This window comes from Nocardia australiensis, from assembly GCF_020733705.1.
GTDB classification, from domain to species: domain Bacteria; phylum Actinomycetota; class Actinomycetes; order Mycobacteriales; family Mycobacteriaceae; genus Nocardia; species Nocardia australiensis.
The window spans coordinates 561557-581808 of record NZ_JAJFZM010000001.1 but is presented as its reverse complement, the minus strand read 5'-3'; the positions used below and the strand labels follow the sequence as shown (position 1 = coordinate 581808).

23 protein-coding genes are annotated in these 20252 nt (G+C 66.0%); 11 read left to right on the top strand and 12 right to left on the bottom strand.

Features of this window, described 5'->3' with window-relative positions:
* Positions 1-61: 61 nt before the first annotated feature.
* From LKE06_RS02770 to purH, 4 genes are all read left to right on the top strand, one after another.
* Positions 62-1162, top strand: coding sequence for a DUF5336 domain-containing protein (locus LKE06_RS02770; RefSeq protein WP_227996924.1), 1101 nt, complete (start codon positions 62-64; stop codon positions 1160-1162).
* 103 nt (positions 1163-1265) lie between these two features.
* On the top strand, positions 1266-2879 hold the full coding sequence (locus LKE06_RS02765; protein WP_227996922.1) for a cell division protein PerM: 1614 nt from the start codon (positions 1266-1268) through the stop codon (positions 2877-2879).
* Between the two features lie 99 nt (positions 2880-2978).
* Complete coding sequence (gene purN, locus LKE06_RS02760; RefSeq protein WP_227996920.1) at positions 2979-3611, top strand: phosphoribosylglycinamide formyltransferase; 633 nt, start codon at positions 2979-2981, stop codon at positions 3609-3611.
* Positions 3608-5179: a bifunctional phosphoribosylaminoimidazolecarboxamide formyltransferase/IMP cyclohydrolase gene (gene purH, locus LKE06_RS02755; protein WP_227996919.1), complete on the top strand. Its 1572-nt coding sequence runs from the start codon at positions 3608-3610 to the stop codon at positions 5177-5179. Before purN ends, purH begins: the two co-directional genes overlap by 4 nt.
* Before the next feature lie 93 nt (positions 5180-5272).
* Here purH and LKE06_RS02750 read toward each other — a convergent pair whose 3' ends face one another.
* On the bottom strand, positions 5273-5740 hold the full coding sequence (locus tag LKE06_RS02750) for a hypothetical protein (protein WP_443678125.1): 468 nt from the start codon (positions 5738-5740) through the stop codon (positions 5273-5275).
* A 207-nt stretch (positions 5741-5947) separates the two neighbouring features.
* Between LKE06_RS02750 and LKE06_RS02745 the strand changes: the two genes are divergently transcribed.
* Positions 5948-6589, top strand: a complete 642-nt coding sequence (locus LKE06_RS02745) for a LysM peptidoglycan-binding domain-containing protein (RefSeq protein WP_227996917.1) — start codon at positions 5948-5950, stop codon at positions 6587-6589.
* An 835-nt stretch (positions 6590-7424) separates the two neighbouring features.
* Here the strand turns inward: LKE06_RS02745 and rpsR are convergent.
* Genes rpsR through rpmB form a run of 4 tightly spaced genes read right to left on the bottom strand, consistent with a single transcriptional unit; the run spans position 7425 to position 8438 of the window.
* Positions 7425-7679, bottom strand: a complete 255-nt coding sequence (gene rpsR / locus LKE06_RS02740) for a 30S ribosomal protein S18 (RefSeq protein WP_040750662.1) — start codon at positions 7677-7679, stop codon at positions 7425-7427.
* A 35-nt stretch (positions 7680-7714) separates the two neighbouring features.
* Positions 7715-8020, bottom strand: coding sequence for a 30S ribosomal protein S14 (gene rpsN / locus LKE06_RS02735; RefSeq protein WP_227996916.1), 306 nt, complete (start codon positions 8018-8020; stop codon positions 7715-7717).
* Positions 8020-8190: a 50S ribosomal protein L33 gene (gene rpmG / locus LKE06_RS02730; RefSeq protein ID WP_014988312.1), complete on the bottom strand. Its 171-nt coding sequence runs from the start codon at positions 8188-8190 to the stop codon at positions 8020-8022. Before rpmG ends, rpsN begins: the two co-directional genes overlap by 1 nt.
* An 11-nt stretch (positions 8191-8201) precedes the next feature.
* Positions 8202-8438: a 50S ribosomal protein L28 gene (gene rpmB / locus LKE06_RS02725; RefSeq protein WP_227996914.1), complete on the bottom strand. Its 237-nt coding sequence runs from the start codon at positions 8436-8438 to the stop codon at positions 8202-8204.
* 101 nt (positions 8439-8539) lie between these two features.
* Between rpmB and mrf the strand changes: the two genes are divergently transcribed.
* The 3 genes from mrf to rpmF are packed head-to-tail and all read left to right on the top strand — an operon-like array spanning position 8540 to position 10327.
* Positions 8540-9871, top strand: a complete 1332-nt coding sequence (gene mrf, locus LKE06_RS02720) for a ribosome hibernation factor-recruiting GTPase MRF (RefSeq protein ID WP_227996913.1) — start codon at positions 8540-8542, stop codon at positions 9869-9871.
* Positions 9868-10152 carry a type B 50S ribosomal protein L31 gene (locus tag LKE06_RS02715; protein WP_227996911.1) on the top strand — a complete coding sequence of 95 codons (285 nt, stop codon included), beginning with the start codon at positions 9868-9870 and terminating at the stop codon, positions 10150-10152. The genes mrf and LKE06_RS02715 overlap by 4 nt, the downstream gene beginning before the upstream one ends.
* A 1-nt stretch (position 10153) precedes the next feature.
* Positions 10154-10327: a 50S ribosomal protein L32 gene (gene rpmF, locus LKE06_RS02710; protein ID WP_227996909.1), complete on the top strand. Its 174-nt coding sequence runs from the start codon at positions 10154-10156 to the stop codon at positions 10325-10327.
* A gap of 80 nt (positions 10328-10407) precedes the next feature.
* Here rpmF and LKE06_RS02705 read toward each other — a convergent pair whose 3' ends face one another.
* Entirely contained in the window at positions 10408-10632 is a 225-nt protein-coding gene (locus LKE06_RS02705) for a hypothetical protein (protein WP_227996907.1), read from the bottom strand.
* Positions 10633-11034: 402 nt separating this feature from the next.
* Positions 11035-11493, bottom strand: coding sequence for a hypothetical protein (locus LKE06_RS02700; protein ID WP_227996905.1), 459 nt, complete (start codon positions 11491-11493; stop codon positions 11035-11037).
* Positions 11494-11815: 322 nt separating this feature from the next.
* On the opposite strand from LKE06_RS02700, the gene LKE06_RS02695 reads away from it, so the two are divergent.
* Positions 11816-12628, top strand: a complete 813-nt coding sequence (locus LKE06_RS02695) for a VOC family protein (protein ID WP_227996903.1) — start codon at positions 11816-11818, stop codon at positions 12626-12628.
* A gap of 46 nt (positions 12629-12674) precedes the next feature.
* On the opposite strand, the gene LKE06_RS02690 is transcribed toward LKE06_RS02695, so the two are convergent.
* The 5 genes from LKE06_RS02690 to LKE06_RS02670 are packed head-to-tail and all read right to left on the bottom strand — an operon-like array spanning position 12675 to position 17689.
* The gene (locus tag LKE06_RS02690) at positions 12675-13484 is read right to left on the bottom strand and encodes an MHYT domain-containing protein (RefSeq protein ID WP_227996901.1); all 810 of its coding nucleotides are present in this window, start codon (positions 13482-13484) and stop codon (positions 12675-12677) included.
* Entirely contained in the window at positions 13477-14100 is a 624-nt protein-coding gene (locus LKE06_RS02685; RefSeq protein WP_227996899.1) for a GTP-binding protein, read from the bottom strand. Before LKE06_RS02685 ends, LKE06_RS02690 begins: the two co-directional genes overlap by 8 nt.
* The gene (locus LKE06_RS02680; RefSeq protein ID WP_227996897.1) at positions 14081-14458 is read right to left on the bottom strand and encodes a DUF742 domain-containing protein; all 378 of its coding nucleotides are present in this window, start codon (positions 14456-14458) and stop codon (positions 14081-14083) included. The genes LKE06_RS02685 and LKE06_RS02680 overlap by 20 nt, the downstream gene beginning before the upstream one ends.
* 7 nt (positions 14459-14465) lie before the next feature.
* On the bottom strand, positions 14466-14873 hold the full coding sequence (locus LKE06_RS02675) for a roadblock/LC7 domain-containing protein (protein ID WP_227996895.1): 408 nt from the start codon (positions 14871-14873) through the stop codon (positions 14466-14468).
* Complete coding sequence (locus tag LKE06_RS02670) at positions 14870-17689, bottom strand: sensor histidine kinase (protein WP_227996893.1); 2820 nt, start codon at positions 17687-17689, stop codon at positions 14870-14872. The genes LKE06_RS02675 and LKE06_RS02670 overlap by 4 nt, the downstream gene beginning before the upstream one ends.
* Before the next feature lie 362 nt (positions 17690-18051).
* Here LKE06_RS02670 and LKE06_RS02665 point away from each other — a divergent pair, with 362 nt between their 5' ends.
* Together LKE06_RS02665 and LKE06_RS02660 are read left to right on the top strand one after the other, a co-directional pair.
* Positions 18052-18738: a response regulator transcription factor gene (locus LKE06_RS02665; protein ID WP_227996891.1), complete on the top strand. Its 687-nt coding sequence runs from the start codon at positions 18052-18054 to the stop codon at positions 18736-18738.
* Between the two features lie 84 nt (positions 18739-18822).
* On the top strand, positions 18823-20232 hold the full coding sequence (locus tag LKE06_RS02660; protein WP_227999253.1) for a HAMP domain-containing sensor histidine kinase: 1410 nt from the start codon (positions 18823-18825) through the stop codon (positions 20230-20232).
* The last annotated feature ends 20 nt before the right edge of the window (positions 20233-20252 follow it).

Sequence of the window (20252 nt, the reverse complement as noted above, 5' to 3'; positions counted from 1 at the left end):
AGTGCAGTAGCGTCAAGTGGGATTCTGCTGAAACGTACGACTCGACCTAGGAGACGACGACATGTCCTACCCGACCGGGGGCTCCGGGTACAACACACCCGCGACACCTTCCGCACCTTCCAGCCTCGGCCAGTCGGCGGGTAGTACCGGCACCGAGTCGAGTACGTCGGGCGCCGACGCGAAAGGACTGTCGTTCTATCTGGTAGCGGGTGTCGCCGTGCTCGGCGTGCTCAACTTCCTGCTCGGGTTCCTGCCCTACGGTGCGCGGGAGGCGGTCAACCCGCTCACCGGCGCCGAACTCGCGGGCGAGAGCGCGAATTCGTTCGAGGTCCCGCTGACCAGCCTGCTGGCGCTGCTGCTGCTCGGCGGCCTGCTCGCGGGTTTGACGCTGCTGCCCAAGCAGAGCTGGACCGGCGCCGCGGCCGCGGCCTCGGTTGCCGGATTCTTCGGGCTGGTGTTCCAGTCGTTCAACCTGTCCGATGACGTTCAGCTGAAGTGGGGCGCCTACGTGGTGCTCTTCCTCGCGTTCGTGCAGGCCGCCATCGCGATTGCCGCAGTGCTTTTCGAGGCGGGAATCCTGACCATGCCCGCCCCGAAGCCCGCAGCCCCGCAGGCCCCGCCGAGCGGTTTCGGTCAGGGCGGTTACGGACAGTCGCAGCAGCAGCCGTTGTTCGGTGGCCAGCAGGCCGCGTTCGGTCAGGGCCAGCCGGGACAGCCCGGCTACGGTCAGAGTCAGCCGGGTCAGAATTACGGCCAGCAGCCGAGCTACGGCAGTGCGACCGGGCCGCAGTACCAGTCGCAGCAGCCGACCTACGGTCAGGGGCAGCCCTCCTATGGTCAGGTCCAGCCAGGGCTGGGTCAGCCGGGCCAGAGTTACGGCCAGCAGCAGCCCTACGGACAGCAGCCCGGTTACGGTGCGGCACAGCAGGGTTCGCCTTACGGCGCCGCCAGCGGTGCGCAGCCGCGACCGGATGAGAGCGCCACCCAGCACTTCGGTGGTGCGCAGTCCGGCCAGCCCTATGGTGCGCCGGGCTACGGTCAGGGCCAGCCCGCGCAGTCCGGGCAGCCGGGCCAGCCGGGGCAGCCCTTCGGTACCGAACAGGGTTCGGATCCGGCCTCGGATGCCACCCAGGCGTTCCGTCCTTCGGACGACAACAAGTAAGTCTCGCCGCTCTTCCGGCGCGGGCGCGAGGCCCGCGTAGCGCCCGATTCCTTGCGGCGCGCCTGACCCGCTCGTGCCGGGAGAGCTGCCACGCTGAATTTCTATGAGCTCCCCGAGATCCTCCCTTGTTCGCCGGGCCTCCAGGTCCCGCGGCGCCCCGGATGCCTCGGCGCGCAGCCAGTATGGTGTCGATCGGGACCGGTCGCGCAACGCCGGACCGACCCCGACGCAAAAGCCGCGACGCGGGCACCCGGCTCCTGGCGATGGCGACGACGCCGGATTTCTCTCCCTGACCCCGGAGCGGGCCCGGGTGCTGGTACTGGTCGCCGCCCGTCCGACAGCCTTCGCGCTCACCGCCGTGATCGTGATCGTGCTCGCCACTCTGCTTGCGTCCGGCAGTAATCTGGCTGGCGCCTCCGGTGCGATCGCCGCGGGTTGGCTTGCGGTACACCAGGTTCCGCTGGTCATCGGTAAGACTTCACTCGGCCTGCTGCCGCTGCTGCCGACCGGCCTGCTGGTCTGGTTGACCGGCCGCGAATGCGCCCGCGCGGTCGAACCCGATAGCTCCCGCGCCGATCTCGGATGGATCTTCGGCGCCGCACTCGGCGGTCCGCTGCTGATCACCGCGGTGTGCCTGGCGGTCGCCGAGGATGCCTCCGGCGTTATCGCGTTACAGCCGCCGAACACCCTCGTTGCCTTCGGCTGGGTCGGCTGCCTGCATCTGGTCGCTGCGGCCTGCGGGATCGCCAGTCGTAACCGGCGGCGAGTGTTCACCCTGCTCCGGATGCCCAGCTGGGCGATTTCGGGCACCTTCGGCGCGGGCCGGGCGGTGCTTCGTCTGCTGGTCGGCGCGACTGCGGTCACCGTCGTGTCGTTCTTCGCGCATTGGTCGCGTATCGGTGACAGCTATCAGGCCGCGGGCGATGTGGCCGGGGTTCTCGGGCTGACGCTGCTCTCGCTGGCCTATCTACCGAACGTGGCGATCCAGGCGGTCGGGGTGCTTGTCGGCTCCGGCGCGCAGTTCGGCGACGCCTCAGTAGGGGTGTTTTCCGTTGTCGGTGGGCCGATTCCGGCGGTACCGGTGCTGGCGGCATTGCCGACCGGTCCCGCATCGTGGTGGTGGCCGATATTGTTGGTGATTCCGGCGGCGGTCGGGGTGCTCGGTGGTATCGACAGTGCCCGGACCTCGTCGGATCGGATCACCGCGCCGTGGGCAACACTGACCTCGGCCGGTCTGGCCGCCGTGATTCTCACTGTGCTCGGCGCGTTCGCTGGCGGCGCCCTCGGCACGTTCGGGCACGTCGGTCTCGACCTGCCGGTCTTCGCGGTGGTGACTTTCGCGTGGCTGGCGATCACGGGCTATGTGGGGCTGGTGTTCGCGCGTTTGTTCTTGGTTCCGGTAGGCGCGCCCGTCACCGAATACGAAGAGGACGACGACTACGCGGACGACGCCCACGATGACGAATACGTCGACGCCGAATATGCCGATGACGAGTACGAAGAGGACGAATACGCCGACGACGACGGCTATTACGACGACTACGAGGACTACCACGGTCCCGACCTCGAGGTGGAGCTCGACGGTGAACTGGTCGAGGAACAGCCCGCTCTCGCGGTGACCGGTTCTACGTCCAGCGGCGACACCATCCCCGACATCGTCGATGCCGAAGTGGTCGAGGCGGACCTGCCCGAAAGTGACCCGGTGGACGGTCGTTAGGCTCTATAGCGGCGGTGTTGCACCGCCTCGCCTTTTCGACCGAACCGGCTTCGACCGACACGCAGGAGTAGAGCGCTGACGTCCCCGCATGCTCAATGGGTGCCCACCACGGCGCCGGCCACCGTCGTCGTGCTGGCCTCCGGTACCGGGTCGCTATTGCGCGCGCTCATAGACGCCGCCGCCGCGCCCGGCTATCCGGCGACCATTGCCGCCGTCGGCGTCGACCGGGTCTGCGCGGCCACCGAGCATGCCGCCGCCGCCGGTATCCCGGGCTTCCGGGTGGCGTTGAAAGACTTTCCGGACCGCGCCGCCTGGGATGTGGCGCTGACCGACGCCGTCTCCGCCTATCAGCCCGATCTGATTGTCTCGGCCGGCTTCATGAAGATTCTCGGCCCTACCTTCATGGCCCGCTTCGGCGGCCGGATTATCAATACCCATCCGGCGCTACTACCCGCTTTCCCGGGTGCGCACGGGGTGCGGGACGCGCTCGCCTACGGCGTACGGGTGACCGGATCGACGGTGCACCTGGTCGATACCGGCGTCGACACCGGGCCGATCCTCGCGCAGGAGGCGGTTGTTGTGCGCGAGGACGACGACGAGGCCACCCTGCATGAGCGCATCAAGATTGTCGAGCGACGGTTGTTGGCGGAGGTTGTCGCCGCCGTCGCCACCAGAGGCATTGTCTCCGACGGACGAAAGGCAGTTATCCCAGATGAGCGAGTTCTCCGGTGAGTGACCGCAAGACGATTAAACGGGCATTGGTCAGCGTCTACGACAAGACCGGGCTCGTCGAGCTCGCGAGCGGACTGCACGGCGCGGGCATCGAGCTGGTGTCGACCGGGTCGACGGCAGGCAAGATCGCCGACGCGGGTATCCCGGTCACCAAGGTCGAGGACCTGACCGGTTTTCCCGAAACTCTCGATGGCCGAGTGAAGACGCTGCATCCGCGGGTGCACGCGGGCATCCTCGCCGATACCCGCAAGGCCGAGCACGTCGACCAGTTGGTCGAGCTCGGGGTCGAGGCATTCCAGCTGGTCGTGGTGAACCTGTATCCGTTCACCGAGACCGTGGCCTCCGGCGCGAGCCACGACGAGTGTGTCGAGCAGATCGACATCGGCGGGCCGTCCATGGTGCGCGCCGCCGCCAAAAACCATCCGTCGGTCGCCGTCGTCGTCGACAGCGGCGACTACGGTGACGTACTCGCTGCGGTGGGGTCCGGCGGCTTCACCCTCGCCGAGCGGACCGCGTTGGCGGCCAAGGCTTTTCAGCACACCGCAAGCTATGACGTCGCGGTCGCGAGCTGGATGACCAGCGTGCGGGTTCCGGCCACCGCCGCACCCGCGCCCGCCGGCGTCCAGTTCCCCGGCTGGCTCGGTGGCACCTGGGAGCGGGCGGCGGTGTTGCGCTACGGCGAGAACCCGCATCAGGCCGCCGCGCTGTACACCCATGACGGTGGTGTCGGACTCGCGCAGGCACAGCAGTTGCACGGCAAGGAAATGTCGTACAACAACTACACCGACGCGGACGCGGCCTGGCGGGCCGCCCACGACCACACCGCCCCGACGGTCGCAATCATCAAGCACGCCAACCCCTGTGGCATCGCGATAGGCGACGATATCGCCGAGGCTCATCGCAAAGCGCACGCGTGTGATCCGGTCAGCGCGTACGGCGGGGTGATCGCGGCGAACCGTACGGTCACCGTCGAGATGGCCGAACAGGTCGCCGAGATCTTCACCGAGGTGATCGTCGCGCCGTCCTACGCCGATGGCGCGGTAGAGGTGTTGCAGCGCAAGAAGAACGTGCGCATCCTGGTCGCCGCGCCGCCGCAGCGGGCCGGAGCCGAGTTGCGTCCGATCAGCGGCGGCGCCCTGCTACAGCAGCGCGACATTCTGGACGCGGCCGGTGACGATCCGGAGAACTGGACGCTGGTGGCCGGCGAGGCCGCCGATGCCGACACCCTCGCGGATCTCGAATTCGCTTGGCGCGCTTGCCGTGCCGTGAAGTCGAACGCGATCCTGCTGGCACATGACGGCGCTTCGGTCGGTGTCGGAATGGGACAGGTCAATCGGGTCGACGCGGTGGGTCTGGCCGTGCAGCGGGCCGGTGACCGCGCCAAGGGTTCGGTCGCCGCCTCGGACGCTTTCTTCCCGTTCTCCGACGGTCCGCAACAGCTCATCGCGGCGGGCATCCGTGCCATCGTGCAGCCGGGCGGTTCAGTCCGCGACCAGGACACCGTCGACCTGGCTCGGGCCGCGGGAGTGACCCTGTACCTCACCGGATCCCGTCACTTCGCGCACTGAGTCACCGAAGTCACCAACCTCGAACGCCATCTCGGCGGCCACCGGCCGGATCCGAGATGGCGTTTGACGTTGTCGCGGAAGGCCTTTCAGTCGCTATGCGGCACTTAGGACCTGTCGATCGCCCAGCGGTGCCTTCAACGGCACCTCGAGTGTGCCGAATACCGCGATCATCGTGCACATCCGGCCGACCGCGTCGGCGCGCGTGCCGGAACGCAGCTCGATGGTGACGGTCGTATCGGTTTCCGTCGCGGTGGCATCCACGCCGTAGCATTCGGGCGAACCGGTCTGGAAATTCACCGCTATCCGATCGTCGGCGACCCGGGTCCATGAGGTGAACGGAATCGGATGCGCCCCGACAATGGTGGGATCGGCGACGAACAGCTGGCCCGAGTTGCCGCCGGTATCCTCCACCGGCGTCGCCGGTGCCGTCTTCGTCGCCGATGTTGTCGTGTTCTCTTGTGCGGCACCATCTTCGGAGCTGCCGCAGCCCGCGACGGCGAGACCGACCAACATAATGGCCGCGGCAGCGGCAACAGTGCGTGCGCTCGACATCCGGTACATGGGCACCACCCTAGTTGACCCTTCCCCGGCGCGGGCGAACCGCCGCGACGGCGCGCGCAGCTACCCAGGCATATATCCGTACCCATTGTGCGGCAATCCAACACAGCGATGAAGCACACACAGTGAACTTTCGGCGAACCGTGCGCGTAATGCCTATGTGCGAGTTGAGCGGGCAGTAGATTAGGCCCCGATGCCCGTCACGGCGTTATGGCGGGCATCGAGATCGGATGCTTGGCACAGTTACTTTTTGAAAGGAAGAACGTGGGCGACACGCTGCGCGTAGGTGAAGAACTCGGGATCGGCCAGACTCTGGTTGGCGGTGCTTACACCCTCACCCTGCAAGAGGATGGCAACCTGGTGTTGTCGGAGCCGGATGGAAATGTCGTGTGGGCCACCCAGACTCACAATCAGGGAGTTCAGCGGGCGGTCCTGCAGCCGGACGGCAACTTTGTGCTCTACAAGGGCGAAGACGCGGCCTGGGCGTCCGAGACCAATGGCCGGGAAGCCGACCGGCTGACTGTGCAGGCAGACCGCAATGTGGTGCTCTACGGCACCGACGGCAGCGCGCTGTGGGCGTCGGGCACCCATACCGACACCCCGATCATCGTCGAGGAAGTCGTGGCTGCCGAGCCGGTCGCCGAGCCGGTCGCCGAGCCGATCGCCGAAGAGGTGCCGCCCCCGCCGCCCGCCCCGGCGGCGCAGACCTACGTCGTCGAGCCGGGTGACACCCTGTGGGCCGTAGCCGAGCGCTTCTACGGCGACGGCAACCGCTACCACGAGATTGCGAACGCCAGCGGCATCGACAACCCGGACGTGATCGGCGTCGGCCAGGTTCTGACGATTCCGTGATTTTTGGCAGCGCCTGCGGCGCTGCGTGTTCGCGGGCCTGAAGGCTCGCGTCCGAGGGGCAAATACTTGCTTCTGCGTTGCTTCGTATTTGTTCCTCGGACGTGAGCCGGCCGCGAACTTTGGGGCTTGGTCTCGCTGCGCTCGGAAGCTGGTGTTGTGGCGAGTGGGTGCGTATGGGGGTTGGTGCGGCATCGGCTGTTTCTGTGCCCGGTTGGGTGCCTGTGTTTTGGTAGCTGAGGGGGCTGGATCTTGCTGCGAGACTGTGTTGTGGCGGGGCGCGTGGGTGGGGTTGCGGGGGACTCGGGGTTTGGGTAGTCCAGTGAGGTTTGCTGTGTTTATTGGCCGCTGGCGCGGCGTGTTCGCGGCCCCTATGGCTCGCGTCCGAGGGGCAAATACTTGCTCCTTCGTCGCGTCGTATTTGCCCCTCGGACGCGAGCCGGCCGCGAACTCTAGTGCTCGATCTCGCTACGCTCGAAAACTGTTGTCGCGCCCAGTGGGCACGCAAGTAGGCTCGTGCGGCACCTACTGCTTCTGTACACAGATAGGTGCTGTGGTTTGACAGCCGAGGGGCTCGATCTCGCTTCGCTCGAAAACTGTTGTCGTGGCGAGTGGGCGCGTGAGCAGGCTTGTGTGACACTCGTTGTGGCGCATGCAGTTTCGGATTCGCTAGCGGTGTTTATGGTGTCGTGGCGCGTGGGTGGGGGTTTGACTCCCGGCTTGTTGCATTCAGTTCGGTTCGTGGGCGGGGCTTTTCGTTTGGCCGTTGCGCGGCACTGAACGGGCGAGGCCCCCGGAGTGTTGCTTCGGGGGCCTCGCTGGGTGATCTTGGCCGTTCTTAACGGCTGGTGAACGGTAGCAATGCCATTTCGCGGGCGTTCTTGACCGCGATGGCTACTTGGCGTTGCTGTTGGGGGGTGAGCCCGGTGACCCGGCGGCTGCGGATCTTGCCGCGATCGGAAATGAACGTGCGCAGCAGGTTCACGTCTTTGTAGTCGACGATTTCGATGCCCGCCGCGATGAGCGGGTTCTTTTTGGGGCGGCGCGCCTGCTCGGCGCGAACCTTCTTCGACGGTGCTCGCTTGACTGCCATATGAGGGGTTTCCTTCTCACGAGAACAGTGGTTGTCTACCAGCTCGATTTGTGCACACCGGGCAATTCGCCCCGATGAGCCATCTCGCGCACTCGCACACGGGAGAGCCCGAACTTCCGGATATGACCGCGCGGTCGTCCGTCCGCGGCGTCCCGATTGCGCAATCGTACCGGACTGGCATCGCGTGGCAGCCGCTGTAGCGCCGACTGTGCCGCGGCCCGCTCGGCATCCGGCGTCGCCGGATTGCGGATCAACTCCTTGAGTTCGCCGCGTCGGGTGGCGTAGCGCGCGACGATTTCCTGGCGCTGCTCATTGCGTGCGATCTTCGATTTCTTCGCCATCAGCGTTCCTCGCGGAAATCGACGTGCTTGCGAACCACGGGGTCATATTTGCGCAGCACCATCCGATCCGGATCGTTGCGCCGGTTCTTGCGGGTGACGTACGTATATCCGGTTCCCGCAGTGGATTTCAGCTTGATGATCGGTCGGATTTCGGTCGACTTCGATGCCATGGTCGCTCCTGTCAGATCTTGTCGCCGCGGGCCCGGATCCGAGCCACCACGGCTTCGATCCCGTCCCGGTCGATGGTCTTGATGCCCTTGGTGGAGACGGTCAGCGTGATGCGCCGGTCCTCGCTGGGCAGGTAATAGGTCTTGCGCTGGATGTTGGGATTCCAGCGACGGCTCGTCCGCTTGTGTGAGTGCGATACGGACTTGCCGAATCCGGGCTTGCGTCCGGTGACCTGGCAGTGGGCCGACATGCGGACTCCCTCCAGTAGATGACAATCATTTTCGACAACGGTCGCTCGGCAATGTACCGTCGAGCTCCAGCAAATGAAAATCGTTATCGAAAGGGGCTGCCGTGTCTGATCCCGGCCTACTTCCACCCGGGGCCGAGTCCGACCGGAGAACACCCGTCGTGGTGGTCGCCGGATTCGACGGGCACGCGACCGCGGGCGTCGACCGCGCGGCCGAGGTACTGCGCGCGGCGGCGGGCACCGTCACCATTCGGCACGATCTGCGCGGTCTCGGTGAGGGGATCGTGCACCGGACGGTGCGCACTGCCGTGCATGAAACCTCGGAGGTGCTGGAGCTGGCGCACGGTTGTGTCTCGTGCACGTTGCGGATGGACCTGCTGCCCCTGTTGTGCGCACTCGCCGCACGCGATTCGGTGAATCGCATTGTGCTGGCGCTGGATCCGGCGTTCGAGGCCGAAGCGGTCTGTCAGGCGATCGAGAGTGTGGTCGTCAGCGGTGTGGTCGGCCGGGTCGACGGGCCCGCCGGACGCGATGTGCGCATCGAGGCCGTGCTGACCTGTCTGGACGCCACGGTATGGCTCGCCGACGCGACGGGTGACCAGACGCTCGCCGAGCGTGGCCTCGCCACCGCCGAGGATGACCGGACCGTCGCGCAGCTCGCGGTCGGGCAGGTCGATTTCGCCGATGCTCTTGTGGCGCTTGGTGATCCGCTTGATCGGTCGCGGCTCGGCGCGGTGCTGGCCCGGTTGGTGCCCGACGCACCTGTCGCGTGGGTCAACGATCACAACGATCTCGGTGCGGCCGATATCGACTCGCTGCTCGCCCGGATTCCCGCGTCCTCCAGGCGCGGCCGGACCTTCGATGCGCACGCGCCGCTATTGCGCGGGCAACCGCCGTTGGGAACCGACGACGGTGTGACCCTGATCGAATTCGCCGCGAGCCGCCCATTTCATCCCGGACGCCTGCACGACGCGCTCGACGTGCTCTTTGATGGCGTGGTGACCGCGCGCGGCCGGATGTGGCTTGCCACCCAGCCTGACGAGGTGGTGTGGCTGGAGTCGGCCGGCGGCGGGCTGCGCGTCGGCGGTGCCGGGCCGTGGCTGGCGGCGATGGGCAGAGCCGAGACGGACGTCGTCGATCCGGCACGGCGGGCGATGGCGGCGTTGCGCTGGGACGATACGTTCGGCGACCGCGATATCTCGCTGGTCGTCCTGGTACACGACGCCGACCCTACCGAGGTCCGTCAGGCCCTGCACTGGGCGCTGGTCGAGGACGACGAGCTGCGCCTGCTGCAGTACGCGCCGGAATTGGTTGCGCAGTGGGATGACCCGTTCGGCGAATGGCATGCCGACCCCTGCGACACCGGCGATTCAACCGGACTGCCCGTCGATGGCACGGCCGGACAATCGAAAAGCCCGAGAGGAGAAGCGAAATGAAGGCTGGAATACATCCGGACTACCACCCAGTGGTGTTCGAGGATTCGAGCACCGGGAAACAATTCCTGACGAGGTCGACCTCGACGAGTACGCGGACGGTGGAGTGGACCGACGGGAACACCTACCCACTGCTGGTGGTGGACGTGACCTCCGATTCGCATCCGTTCTGGACCGGCGCGCATCGCGTGATGGACACCCAGGGGCGGGTTGAGAAGTTCGAGCGCAAGTACGGCAAGCGGGCCCGCGCGGGTGCGTCCCGGCCCGAACGAGGGGAGGGCTGATATGGCGGTCCCGAAGCGGAGGATGTCGCGGTCGAATACGCGCAGCCGTCGCGCGCAGTGGAAGGCGACGCCGCCCGATCTGGTGCCGGTCAGCGTCGGCGGCGTCGTGCGCAAGGTGCCACGGCGACTACTGGGGGCGGTGCGGCGTGGGCTGATCGACCTCGATCGGATCTGACCCGCTGCCGGACGGACGTGCTCGAACGACGATGGCCCGGCAGATAATTCTGCCGGGCCATCGTGTTATCGAGGTCTCGATCAGCCTTCCTTGGCGGCCAGATCGGCTAAGGTCGCGGCGAGCCGGAAGAACTTGTTGTTACCCAGGTCTGCGATCGTCTTGATCTTCAGGGCGTCGAGCAGCTGCTTGTCGTGCGCTGCGGTGAGTCCCGCGAGCGCCGAGGGCGGTGCGGCGAGGATCTCCGTGAGCGATTTGATCTCGTACTCTTTGTCCAGCGCTTTGTCGAGCACCACGTTGACGGCCATGCGAACTCCTTCGGATGAGCCTGATGAGCGGTGGTCGGACTCGTCTCGCCGACCGCTGTTATGGGTGGCGAATGCACAGCATATTCGGGCACGTTGGTCGAAGCATCGCAATTATGTAGCAAACGCAGTGCCCTGCATCACATGCTACTATTTCAAAGTCTCAGTTGCGAAGAAATAGCCATCCGGCGAATTTCATACTGAGAGTTGGTTTTTGGCGTCCGTAAAAGTCTTGGCGAACTGATGATTTCGCCTCTGCGCGCCGGTACCCTCATTCGGGAGGGCGGGTTCTCTCGGACCCCCGAGGGAACCCGCTCATCGCCAATCTTCCGGCCCATCGGCCGACCATCCCGTCATAGATCCTTGTCTACCTGCGGGATTCGCGTGCGCTTGGACCAGCGCGTGTTATCGATCGTGCGATGTCGGTACGCCGGATCCGGGCTCGGTAGTCCGCTCGTTCGCCATGAGCGCACAGCCGGAGTCGCGGTGACCAGGCAAACCGGGCAACTCCGGCAACAGCGATTCCAACCGCGCCAATTGCTCGCCAACCAGCGTGGCCGGACCTTCGATCAACGACAGCGGCCACGGCCAATGCGGCCCGTCCAGCCGCTGCGTCCGTTCGGAAAGCTCGGCCGTTGTCGCCTCCAGTTCGCTTATCTCGGTGCGTAATTCGTCGATCTGCGAACGCAACGCACTCGACTCGTGCTCTAGTGCATCGATCCGATCCAGCGCCGCCGCCAACCCGTCAACCAGCGACCGGGCATGTCCCTGCGTGTCGGTGCCGAGCTGCGGCCAACCGACCAGCCCTGGCCCGCGCAACTGGACTTGGATATCGCGCAGCACGGCGTCCTGTTCCGGCGTCACGTCCGGTTCCTCCTGATCGAATCCCACTGGCCGAACCCCTCCGCTGCGGTGCTCGGTCAAGCCGCCGCGGACTCCCGTCGGCGGTGTCGAGATCCGAAACCCACGTTCTACTGTAGGGCGGGCGGGCCGGGAAACAAATGGCATTGCCGAACCGGGCGAAACTCCTAGTCGCGAGTGGTCGACAGTGGTTGACTAGGGATGGTTCGCGTGGTCGCCGAGTGCTGAGAGGCAAGGTTCGAATACCGCGGACACCGCGGGTTGTGGGTGGCGATTGCTCGACCATCGAGACGACACCGAAACTCACGCGAAACGGAGGCTTCCGATGCCCATACGCAACGAGGTTTGGCAACCGGGCACACCGGCCTGGATCGACTGTCAGGTCGACGATCCGGTCAAGGCCGGCGAGTTCTACGCACAACTGTTCGGCTGGGAGATTCAGGGCAGTGATCCGGGGGGCGGCGGCTACCTGATGGCCGCGAAATCCGGTGCCGCCGCAGCCGGAATCGGCCCGAAACCGGATTCGATGCCCGGGATGCCGGCGGTCTGGACCACCTACTTCGCGGTCGAAGACGCCGAAGCCGCCGCGGCGAAGGTGACCGCGGCGGGTGGCAGGCTGTTGATGCCGACCTTCGACGTAATGGAGTTCGGCCGGATGTTCGTCGCAGCGGACCCGGGCGATGCCGTATTCGCCGTATGGGAGGCGAAGGCGCACAACGGCGCGGCGGTGTACAACGAACACGGCGCCTACTGCTGGAACGAACTGCGCACCCGCGACCTGGCGGCGGCGAAATCGTTCTACGCCGACGTATTCGGTTTCGGCTACACCGATTTCAAGTTCGGTCCGGCGGAATACTCGATCTTCACCCCACCGGCCCGCACCGAGGGTGTCGGTGGACTGAGCGACGATTCGGCCACGGCAGCCGCCACCATGCCGGACTACTGGCTGGTGTGGTTCCAATACGACGATGTCGACGCAGGCATCGACACGGCGCGCGAGCTCGGCGGCACGGTGCTGCAACCCGCGGTGGACTCGCCGGTTGGACGGTCCGCGCTGATAGCAGGCCCGCAGGGTGAGCCGTTCGGCATCATCGATCCGAATAAGCGGGTCGGCGAAATGCCGGCGCCGATCTCGTAAACCCAACGGGCCCAGCAAGATCAGGTGGCTCGAGCCGGTGGTGTGTTCAGCGCGCCGGCTCGAGCCCCGCCCGGCGGGCAGTCTCGGCGATCGCCGCGGTGTCGCGTCGATCCGGTGCGATGAGCACCGCGCTGATCGGCACGGTCAACGCGAGCGAACCGACGACGAACATCGGAAAGACGAAGTCGAACAACGGCAATCCGGTCGGCACCTTCGCAGCCGGGTCAACCGTCAGATCTAGCGCGGCGATACCGGCGTAGTACATGCCCGCGACACCGATCCCGAACAACACTGTGGTCGCGGCCCTGGCCATCAGGAAGTGGAAAGCCTGCACCGACCACAGGGTGGACGTCGCGGTAATGATCGCGATCACCAGCGACAACGTGGCGAGCAACGGCGCGATTTCGACCGAGCCCTGGATACGGATCGAACCGATGTCCAGGTAGAGCGCCAGGCCGATACCGACGCCCATGACGAGGCCGCCGCCGATCAGTCGCGGCAGGTGCAGGGTGCGGCCGATGATCAGTAGTGCGATGAATACCGCGGCGAACGCCGCGACCAGCGACGAGATCAGCCCGCCCACTTCGAACCGCACGTCGCTACCGGTTACACGAACGCCGAGCAGCACCACCGAGGTGGCCAGCCAAATCCCTACGCCGCCGATCGACACCGCCGCCGAGGTCACCCACACCAGCCGGAACCGGACCGAGCGCGATCCGTGCAGGATGCAGGCCACCCCGACCACCGCGCCGACAACCGATATCCCCAGGGAGAGTGCGGCGATCCAGTAGCCGAGGGCGAACTGATCCACCGCTGCACCGCCGTTCCCGAGTGAGAACAACCGGACCTCATGCATGCTGGGCGGATCCTTCCAGTTCGAGCGCCTTCAGCTGAGCGATCGCGTATTCGGTGACCGCGGCGAGTGCCTGACGCACCTCCATGGCGTTGCGCGCGTCGATATCGACGATCGGCACCCCCTCACGCACCGAAAGCGCCTCGCGCAGTTCGGCGATCGGAAATCGGGGCGCGTCGGGGAAACGATTGACCGCGATCAGGAACGGCAGCTTGCGTGCTTCGAAGAAGTCGACCGCGGCGAAACTGTCCTCGAGTCGCCGGGTGTCGATGAGCACCACCGCGCCGATGGCGCCGCGAATCAGGTCGTCCCACATGAACCAGAAGCGGCGCTGGCCAGGTGTGCCGAACAGGTACAGCACCAGATTGCCTGGCAGCACGATCCGGCCGAAATCCATGGCGACCGTGGTGGTTTCCTTCTCCGGTGTGTCGGCGAGGTCGTCGATGCCGTCGGAGAACCGCGTCACCATCGCCTCGGTGCGCAGCGGGACGATCTCCGACACCGCACCGACGAAGGTCGTCTTGCCTGCTCCAAAGCCGCCTGCCACGACGATCTTGGTCGAGGCGACGCGGGTGTCGGCGTCGCTGGGCGCCGAGTTGTTATAACGCGCGGAGTCCACGCAAAGTCCTCTCCATAAGTGAACGGCGCTCTTCGAAGCTCGCCTCTTCGGTCAGGGTCGAATGCACCCGCAGTATTCCGTCGACGACCAGATCACCGATCACGACCCGGACCATGCCCAGTGGCCGATCCAGGTGCGCGGCAATCTCGGCAACCGAGAGGCGGTGGGTGCCCAGCCGTAAAATCTCCGTGCGAATATCGCCGGTCGGCCAGTCGAGATGTGCAGTATAGGAGAGGGTTTCGATGACAGCCTCGAGCGGCAGGTCGACCGCGGGCTCGGTGCGCCCGGAGGTCAGTGCATACGGTCTTACCCGAGTTGTCGGTCGATTATGTGGTCCGGGGCCGTTGGGGCTGGACATCTCACCCTCAGACGGCGGTACGGGCGGTCGCGGTGACAACTGTGCCCACTCGATCGACCAGCAGCGCCATTTCGTAGCCGATGCGGCCGATGTCGTGCGACTTGTTGGCGAGCACAGCCAGGTGCGAGCCATTGCCGACGCTCATCACGAGCAGGTAGCCGCGCTGCATCTCCACGATCGACTGCATCACCTTGCCGCCGTCGAACAACTGCGCGGCGCCGGCGGACAGGCTGGCCAGTCCGGCGGTGACGGCGGCGAGTTGTTCGGCACGATCGCTCGGTAGGTGTGGGCTGGTGGCCTGCAACAGGCCGTCCGCCGACACCAGAACCGCGTGTGACACCCCGGGGACGTCCCGGGTGAAGCGGGTGACCAGCCAGTTCAGGTTCTCATCGGTGGTGCTGTTCGCGTTGGTCATCCAAGCCCTCCGTCGTTGTACTGGGCATCGGCCCGCCCACTGCGGACCCCACTGAGATGCCTGGTGAGGTTGCTCCGGATTTCATCCGGATCACGAGCCCCCGCGTCTTCGGCCGGCGTCAGACCACCAGGTACCAACTGTGCGCCGGGGCGCCGGATCGGCAGCCCGCCCACCGTGCGGGAGGTACTGGTCGGCCGGGCGGCGTCCGCGGCCGCCATCCAGCCCGCGTCCGCGGCGGGGGAGGACCAGGTGGTTTCGGATGATTGTGAGGTCGCGGGCTCGACCAGCCATTCCGAGACCATCCGTTGATAGATCGGAGTCGGAGTTTCGCCCTGTACCGGTTGCAGCCGGGACGAGGTGACCGTTGCGGATTCCGGTGCGGCAGCGGGCTTTCTGGCTGGCAGTGGCGGGCGCATCGATACCGTCGCGGGCTCGCGGGTGATGACCGGGTTGGGGCCGGTGTTCACGAATGGGTCGGTCTCGGCCCGCGGATCGGCGGGAGCCTCGGGTGGGACCTGCGGCTCCACCTCGCCGCTGGGTGTGGGCTCGACGGGCTCGTCGTCGCCGCTGACAACCGGATGTGACCCGGTGTCGATCACCGGATGGGAACCCATGTCGAGCAGGCTCCATGGTTCGGTGTCGGGCGAATCCGCTTCCTCCGCTGTGGCATTGAGCGGTGCCACCCGCGGCATATTGATGCCGGAGTCCTCGGTGATCGGGTGTTCGGCGAACATATCGGGCAGGGCACTGGTTGGATCGCCGTTCGCGGTGGGCACCGAAACCGTTGGCTGTGGATCGGCGTCGGCGGCGCGAACGGCGGGACGGCGTTGCGGCAGACCGGAACTGGTCACCCCGAAGCGTTGCGTGTCACGCTGCGGCAGGCTCGGCACCGGAACCAGCGTGCGCGGCGGCTGCGCGGGCAGGACCGGCGCCTCCAGAGTCCGCTGCGTCGGCTCCGGGTCCATCGGCGGTGCCACGAGGGCACCGGGCAGATGCACGCTGGCGGTGATGCCCGGCTGCTGTGCCATGGTCGAGGTCCGGCGCAGGCTGACCGTGATGGTGTGCCGCTTCGCTAGTCGGCCGACGACGAAGAGGCCCATACGGCGGGCGGTTTCGACGGTGACCTCACCACCGGAAGCCAGTCGCTCGTTAGTGGTCTGTAGGTCGTCCAGCGCCATACCGAGACCGCGGTCGGTGATTTCGATCAGGTAGCCGCCATCGACAGCTCGCGCGATCATCACCGCGACCGGGGTGGTCGGTGGTGAGTAGCGCAACGCGTTGTCGATCAGTTCGGCGAGCAGGTGCTCGATATCGACGGCGGGTTCACCCGCGACGATGCCGTCGGGCATCGCGCCGATCTCGACGCGCTGGTAGTCCTCGACCTGAGAAACCGCGCTCCACAGCATGTCCGACAGCGGCACCGGGTTCAGCTGGCCGCGGCGCAGCGCCGTGCCCGCGAGCACGAGCAGGTTGTCGCCGTTGCGGCGCATGCGGGTGGCGAGGTGATCGAGGCGGAACAGGCTCTGTAGCCGTTCGCCGTCGTCCTCGTCGTGCTCGAGATCTTCGATCAGTGTCAGCTGCTGTTCGACCAGCGACTGGCTGCGGCGGGAAAGGGTTTCGAACATGTTCCCGATCTGCAGTCGCATGCGGGCCTGTTCGGCCGCCAGATTCAGGGCCTGTTCGTGGATTTCGTCGACCGCGCGGGCCAGCTGGCCGACCTCGTCGGTGGTGTGCACGGCGACCGGGCTGATGGTCGGCGTCGCGCCGCCACTGCGCACCACCTCGAGTTCCTCGGGCAGTTTGATGTGCGCGACCTCGAGTGCGTCGCGGCGCAGCCTGCGGACCGGGACGACCAGGGTCCGCGCCACCGCGAGGGCCAGGGCCAGGCCCGCGAGCAGCATGCCGATCACGATCGTGGTCTCGCGAAGCGCGCTGGTCTGTGCCTCGGTGGTCCGATCGGCCAGGGCCTCGTCGATGGTGTCGGTGAGGTGGTTGGTCGTCTTCTCGTAGGTGTCGGCGCTGACCTGCAGGGAGCCGAGCACCGCCGGGTCCGACGTCGGATCGCCCGAGTTCTGGCTGAATGCGGCGAGCCGGACTCCCACCGCGTCCAGCAGCGGGCGCATGTTGGTCGCGTTGTCCGGCAGGATGACCGCGTAGGTATTGACCATGGTCATCTCGGCGCCCGCCGAGGTGAGCACGCGCGGTTGGACGCTCGGATTGCGGTCCGCGTCGGGGGATCCGATAAACATGCGCTGCTGGGTGAGCACGCGCCGGGCTGTCTGGATCGCGCCGATCTGCAGGAAGTAGCGCTGAATGACGAGGTCTTCCACCGACGGTGACATCGCGAGCGCGTTGCCGATGCGTGTCGCGATCTCGTCGGACTGCTCACCGACCATGGCAGGCGAACCGTTGCGCAGGCTGTTGCGCATGGTGGTACCGGTGGCGACGGCCGAGGCGAGTTCGGAGGAGACCCGGCTGCTTATCTTGGCGTTGCTCATCGAGGTCTCGAGATCGGCCAGCGCCTGATCGAATTTCGTCAGCGCCGCGTCGGTGGCCGGGTCGGCGGTGTTGCCCCAGGAGGCGGTCACGGCGACCGCGAGTTGTTCAGTGGCGGTGCCGAACTTGTTGATCGGGCGGATGACGATGGCTTGTTCGGTTGCTGCGTCCAACTGCGACATGGTGCGCAGTTCGTTGTTGATGCGGAGGACCGCGAACACGGTGGCCAGCAACACCGGGAGCACGAGCACGATGCCGACCTTGCGAGTGACGGACCAGTTGGACAGTCTGAATTGCCAGGACCGCGGTGCAGCTTCCATCCGCTTCCGTTGCCTCCGCTTCACGAGTGGCCCTCGGATTGGCGCGTGGCTGTTCGGTTTTGAATCAACCCGCTGAGAACCAACTAGAGGTCTTCTTTTACCGCAGGGAACTTACCGTGCAGAGTGGGCAACGGCAATCTGGAGCGCCCAGTCTAATATTCGGCGGAATATGGCTACACAGAACATCTTTCAAGCCTCAAATTGGTTCTGCGGTGAGACGTGTTCTATGTATGACAGCTAACGTCCCTGGTCACCCGACTGAGTCGCCGGGATAGCTGGTTTCAGCAGGATACGGTAGAGGCGCGGCGTGTCGGAAGCGGACCTCTCAGTCGGCTCTCAGTCGATGCGGTCAAACTGTTGGTATGCGCATTTTGGTAGTCGACGACGATCGCGCCGTCCGTGAATCACTGCGCCGGTCGCTGACCTTCAACGGCTACTCCGTGGATCTGGCGGTAGATGGCCTCGACGCGTTGGAGAAAGCAACCGCGCAGCGACCGGATGCGCTTGTTCTCGATGTGATGATGCCGCGGATGGACGGGCTCGAAGTTTGCCGACGCCTGCGTAGTACCGGTGACGATCTGCCGATTCTGGTTTTGACAGCGCGGGATTCGGTATCCGAGCGGGTAGCCGGACTAGATGCTGGTGCCGATGACTATTTGCCGAAGCCGTTCGCGCTGGAGGAATTGCTGGCTCGACTGCGGGCCCTGCTACGCAGGCGGGTGCCCGATCTGGGCGAGACCTCGGAGGCCATGACGTTCGCTGATCTGTCGCTGGACCCGGTGACACGGGAGGTTTCTCGCGGCGAGCGTTCCATCAGCCTGACCCGCACCGAATTCTCACTGCTGGAAATGTTGATGGCCAATCCGCGCCGGGTGCTGACACGCAGCCGCATTCTCGAGGAGGTGTGGGGGTACGACTTCCCGACGTCGGGAAATGCGCTCGAGGTCTACATCGGATACCTGCGCCGCAAGACCGAGGCCGATGGTGAGCCCCGCCTGATCCACACCGTGCGCGGCGTCGGCTACGTACTTCGCGAAACACCACCGTAGGCCGGCACGACCATGGCACGAACTGCTCCGAAACGACTTGCGGTCGCCGAGTTGGGCCAGCAGCGTTCAGCGGATTCGCAGGAGATGCGCCCGCCGATGCCGTTGACCAGATCGGTCTCACTGCGCTGGCGGGTGACCCTGCTCGCGGCGTCGGTTGTCGCGATCGCGGTCGCGATGACCTCGATCGCGGCCTACGCCATGGTCGCGCGCTCGTTATACGCCGATGTCGACTCGCAACTCGAGGCGCGCGCCGCAACGATGATCAACAACAACTTCGAGAGCCTCGGCTTTCAGTCGATCGTGCTCGCCGGGCTTTTCTCCAATGATGTCGGTGTGGCGCTGATCTTCACCGACCATAAGTCGTATATACCGCCGCAGCAGACGATTCCGCCGGTGGGCTCGGAGGAAATCGCGGTCGCCGACGGTGAGCTGTCCTCATCGTTGCGCACTGTGAGCAACCAACGCGTGCTCGCCGTGCCGACGCATTCCGGTTCGACGCTGATCATCTCACAGCGCCTGGAGCCGACGAGGGCGGTGCTCGATCGGCTGGCGTGGTTGCTGTTCGTAGTCGGCGGCTGCGGGGTGGTGATCGCGGCGGCGGCGGGTACTGCGGTGGGCCGCACCGGGTTGCGGCCGATCGCACGACTGACCGCCGCCACCGAACGCATCGCACGCACCGATGACCTGACACCGATCCCGGTGACCGGCGACGATGAATTGGCCAGGCTCACCGAGAGTTTCAACACGATGCTGCGCGCCCTGGCCGAATCACGCGACCGGCAGCGCAGATTGGTCGCCGACGCGGGCCACGAATTGCGTACGCCGCTCACCTCGTTGCGCACCAATATGGAATTGCTGATCGCCTCCAGCCGTCCCGGTGCGCCCGCGATTCCGGAACAGGACATGGCCGAACTGCGCTCGGATGTGATCGCGCAGATCGAGGAGCTGTCCACGTTGGTCGGGGATCTGGTCGATCTGGCGCGCGAGGACGCACCCGAAACCGTCTACGACCGTATCGATCTCGGCGAGGTGGCCGAACGCGCGCTGGAGCGGGCGCGACGGCGCCGCGGTTCGATCGAGTTCGACGCTGAGCTACGGCCGTGGTTCGTCTATGGCCACGAGGCGGGGCTGGAGCGGGCGATTCTCAATGTGCTCGACAATGCCGCCAAATGGAGTCCGGCCGCGGCGCGGGTGTATGTCACGATGCGCGAGACCGGACGCGGGCTGCTCGAGTTGGCCGTCGACGATGCGGGTCCCGGAATTCCGGCCGCGGAGCGCGAGCTGGTCTTCGAGCGGTTCTACCGGACCACGGCCTCCCGGTCTATGCCGGGTTCGGGGCTCGGGCTGGCTATCGTGAAGCAGGTGGTCACCAAGCACGGCGGCACTATCAGCATCGATACATCGGCCCGTGGCGGCGCCCTGATCCGTATCGTGTTACCAGGTGAGGGTGGTACGTCCACAACGGGCTCCGCCGCCGACGGACGCGATCAGTAACCGAAAATACTCGGAGAACT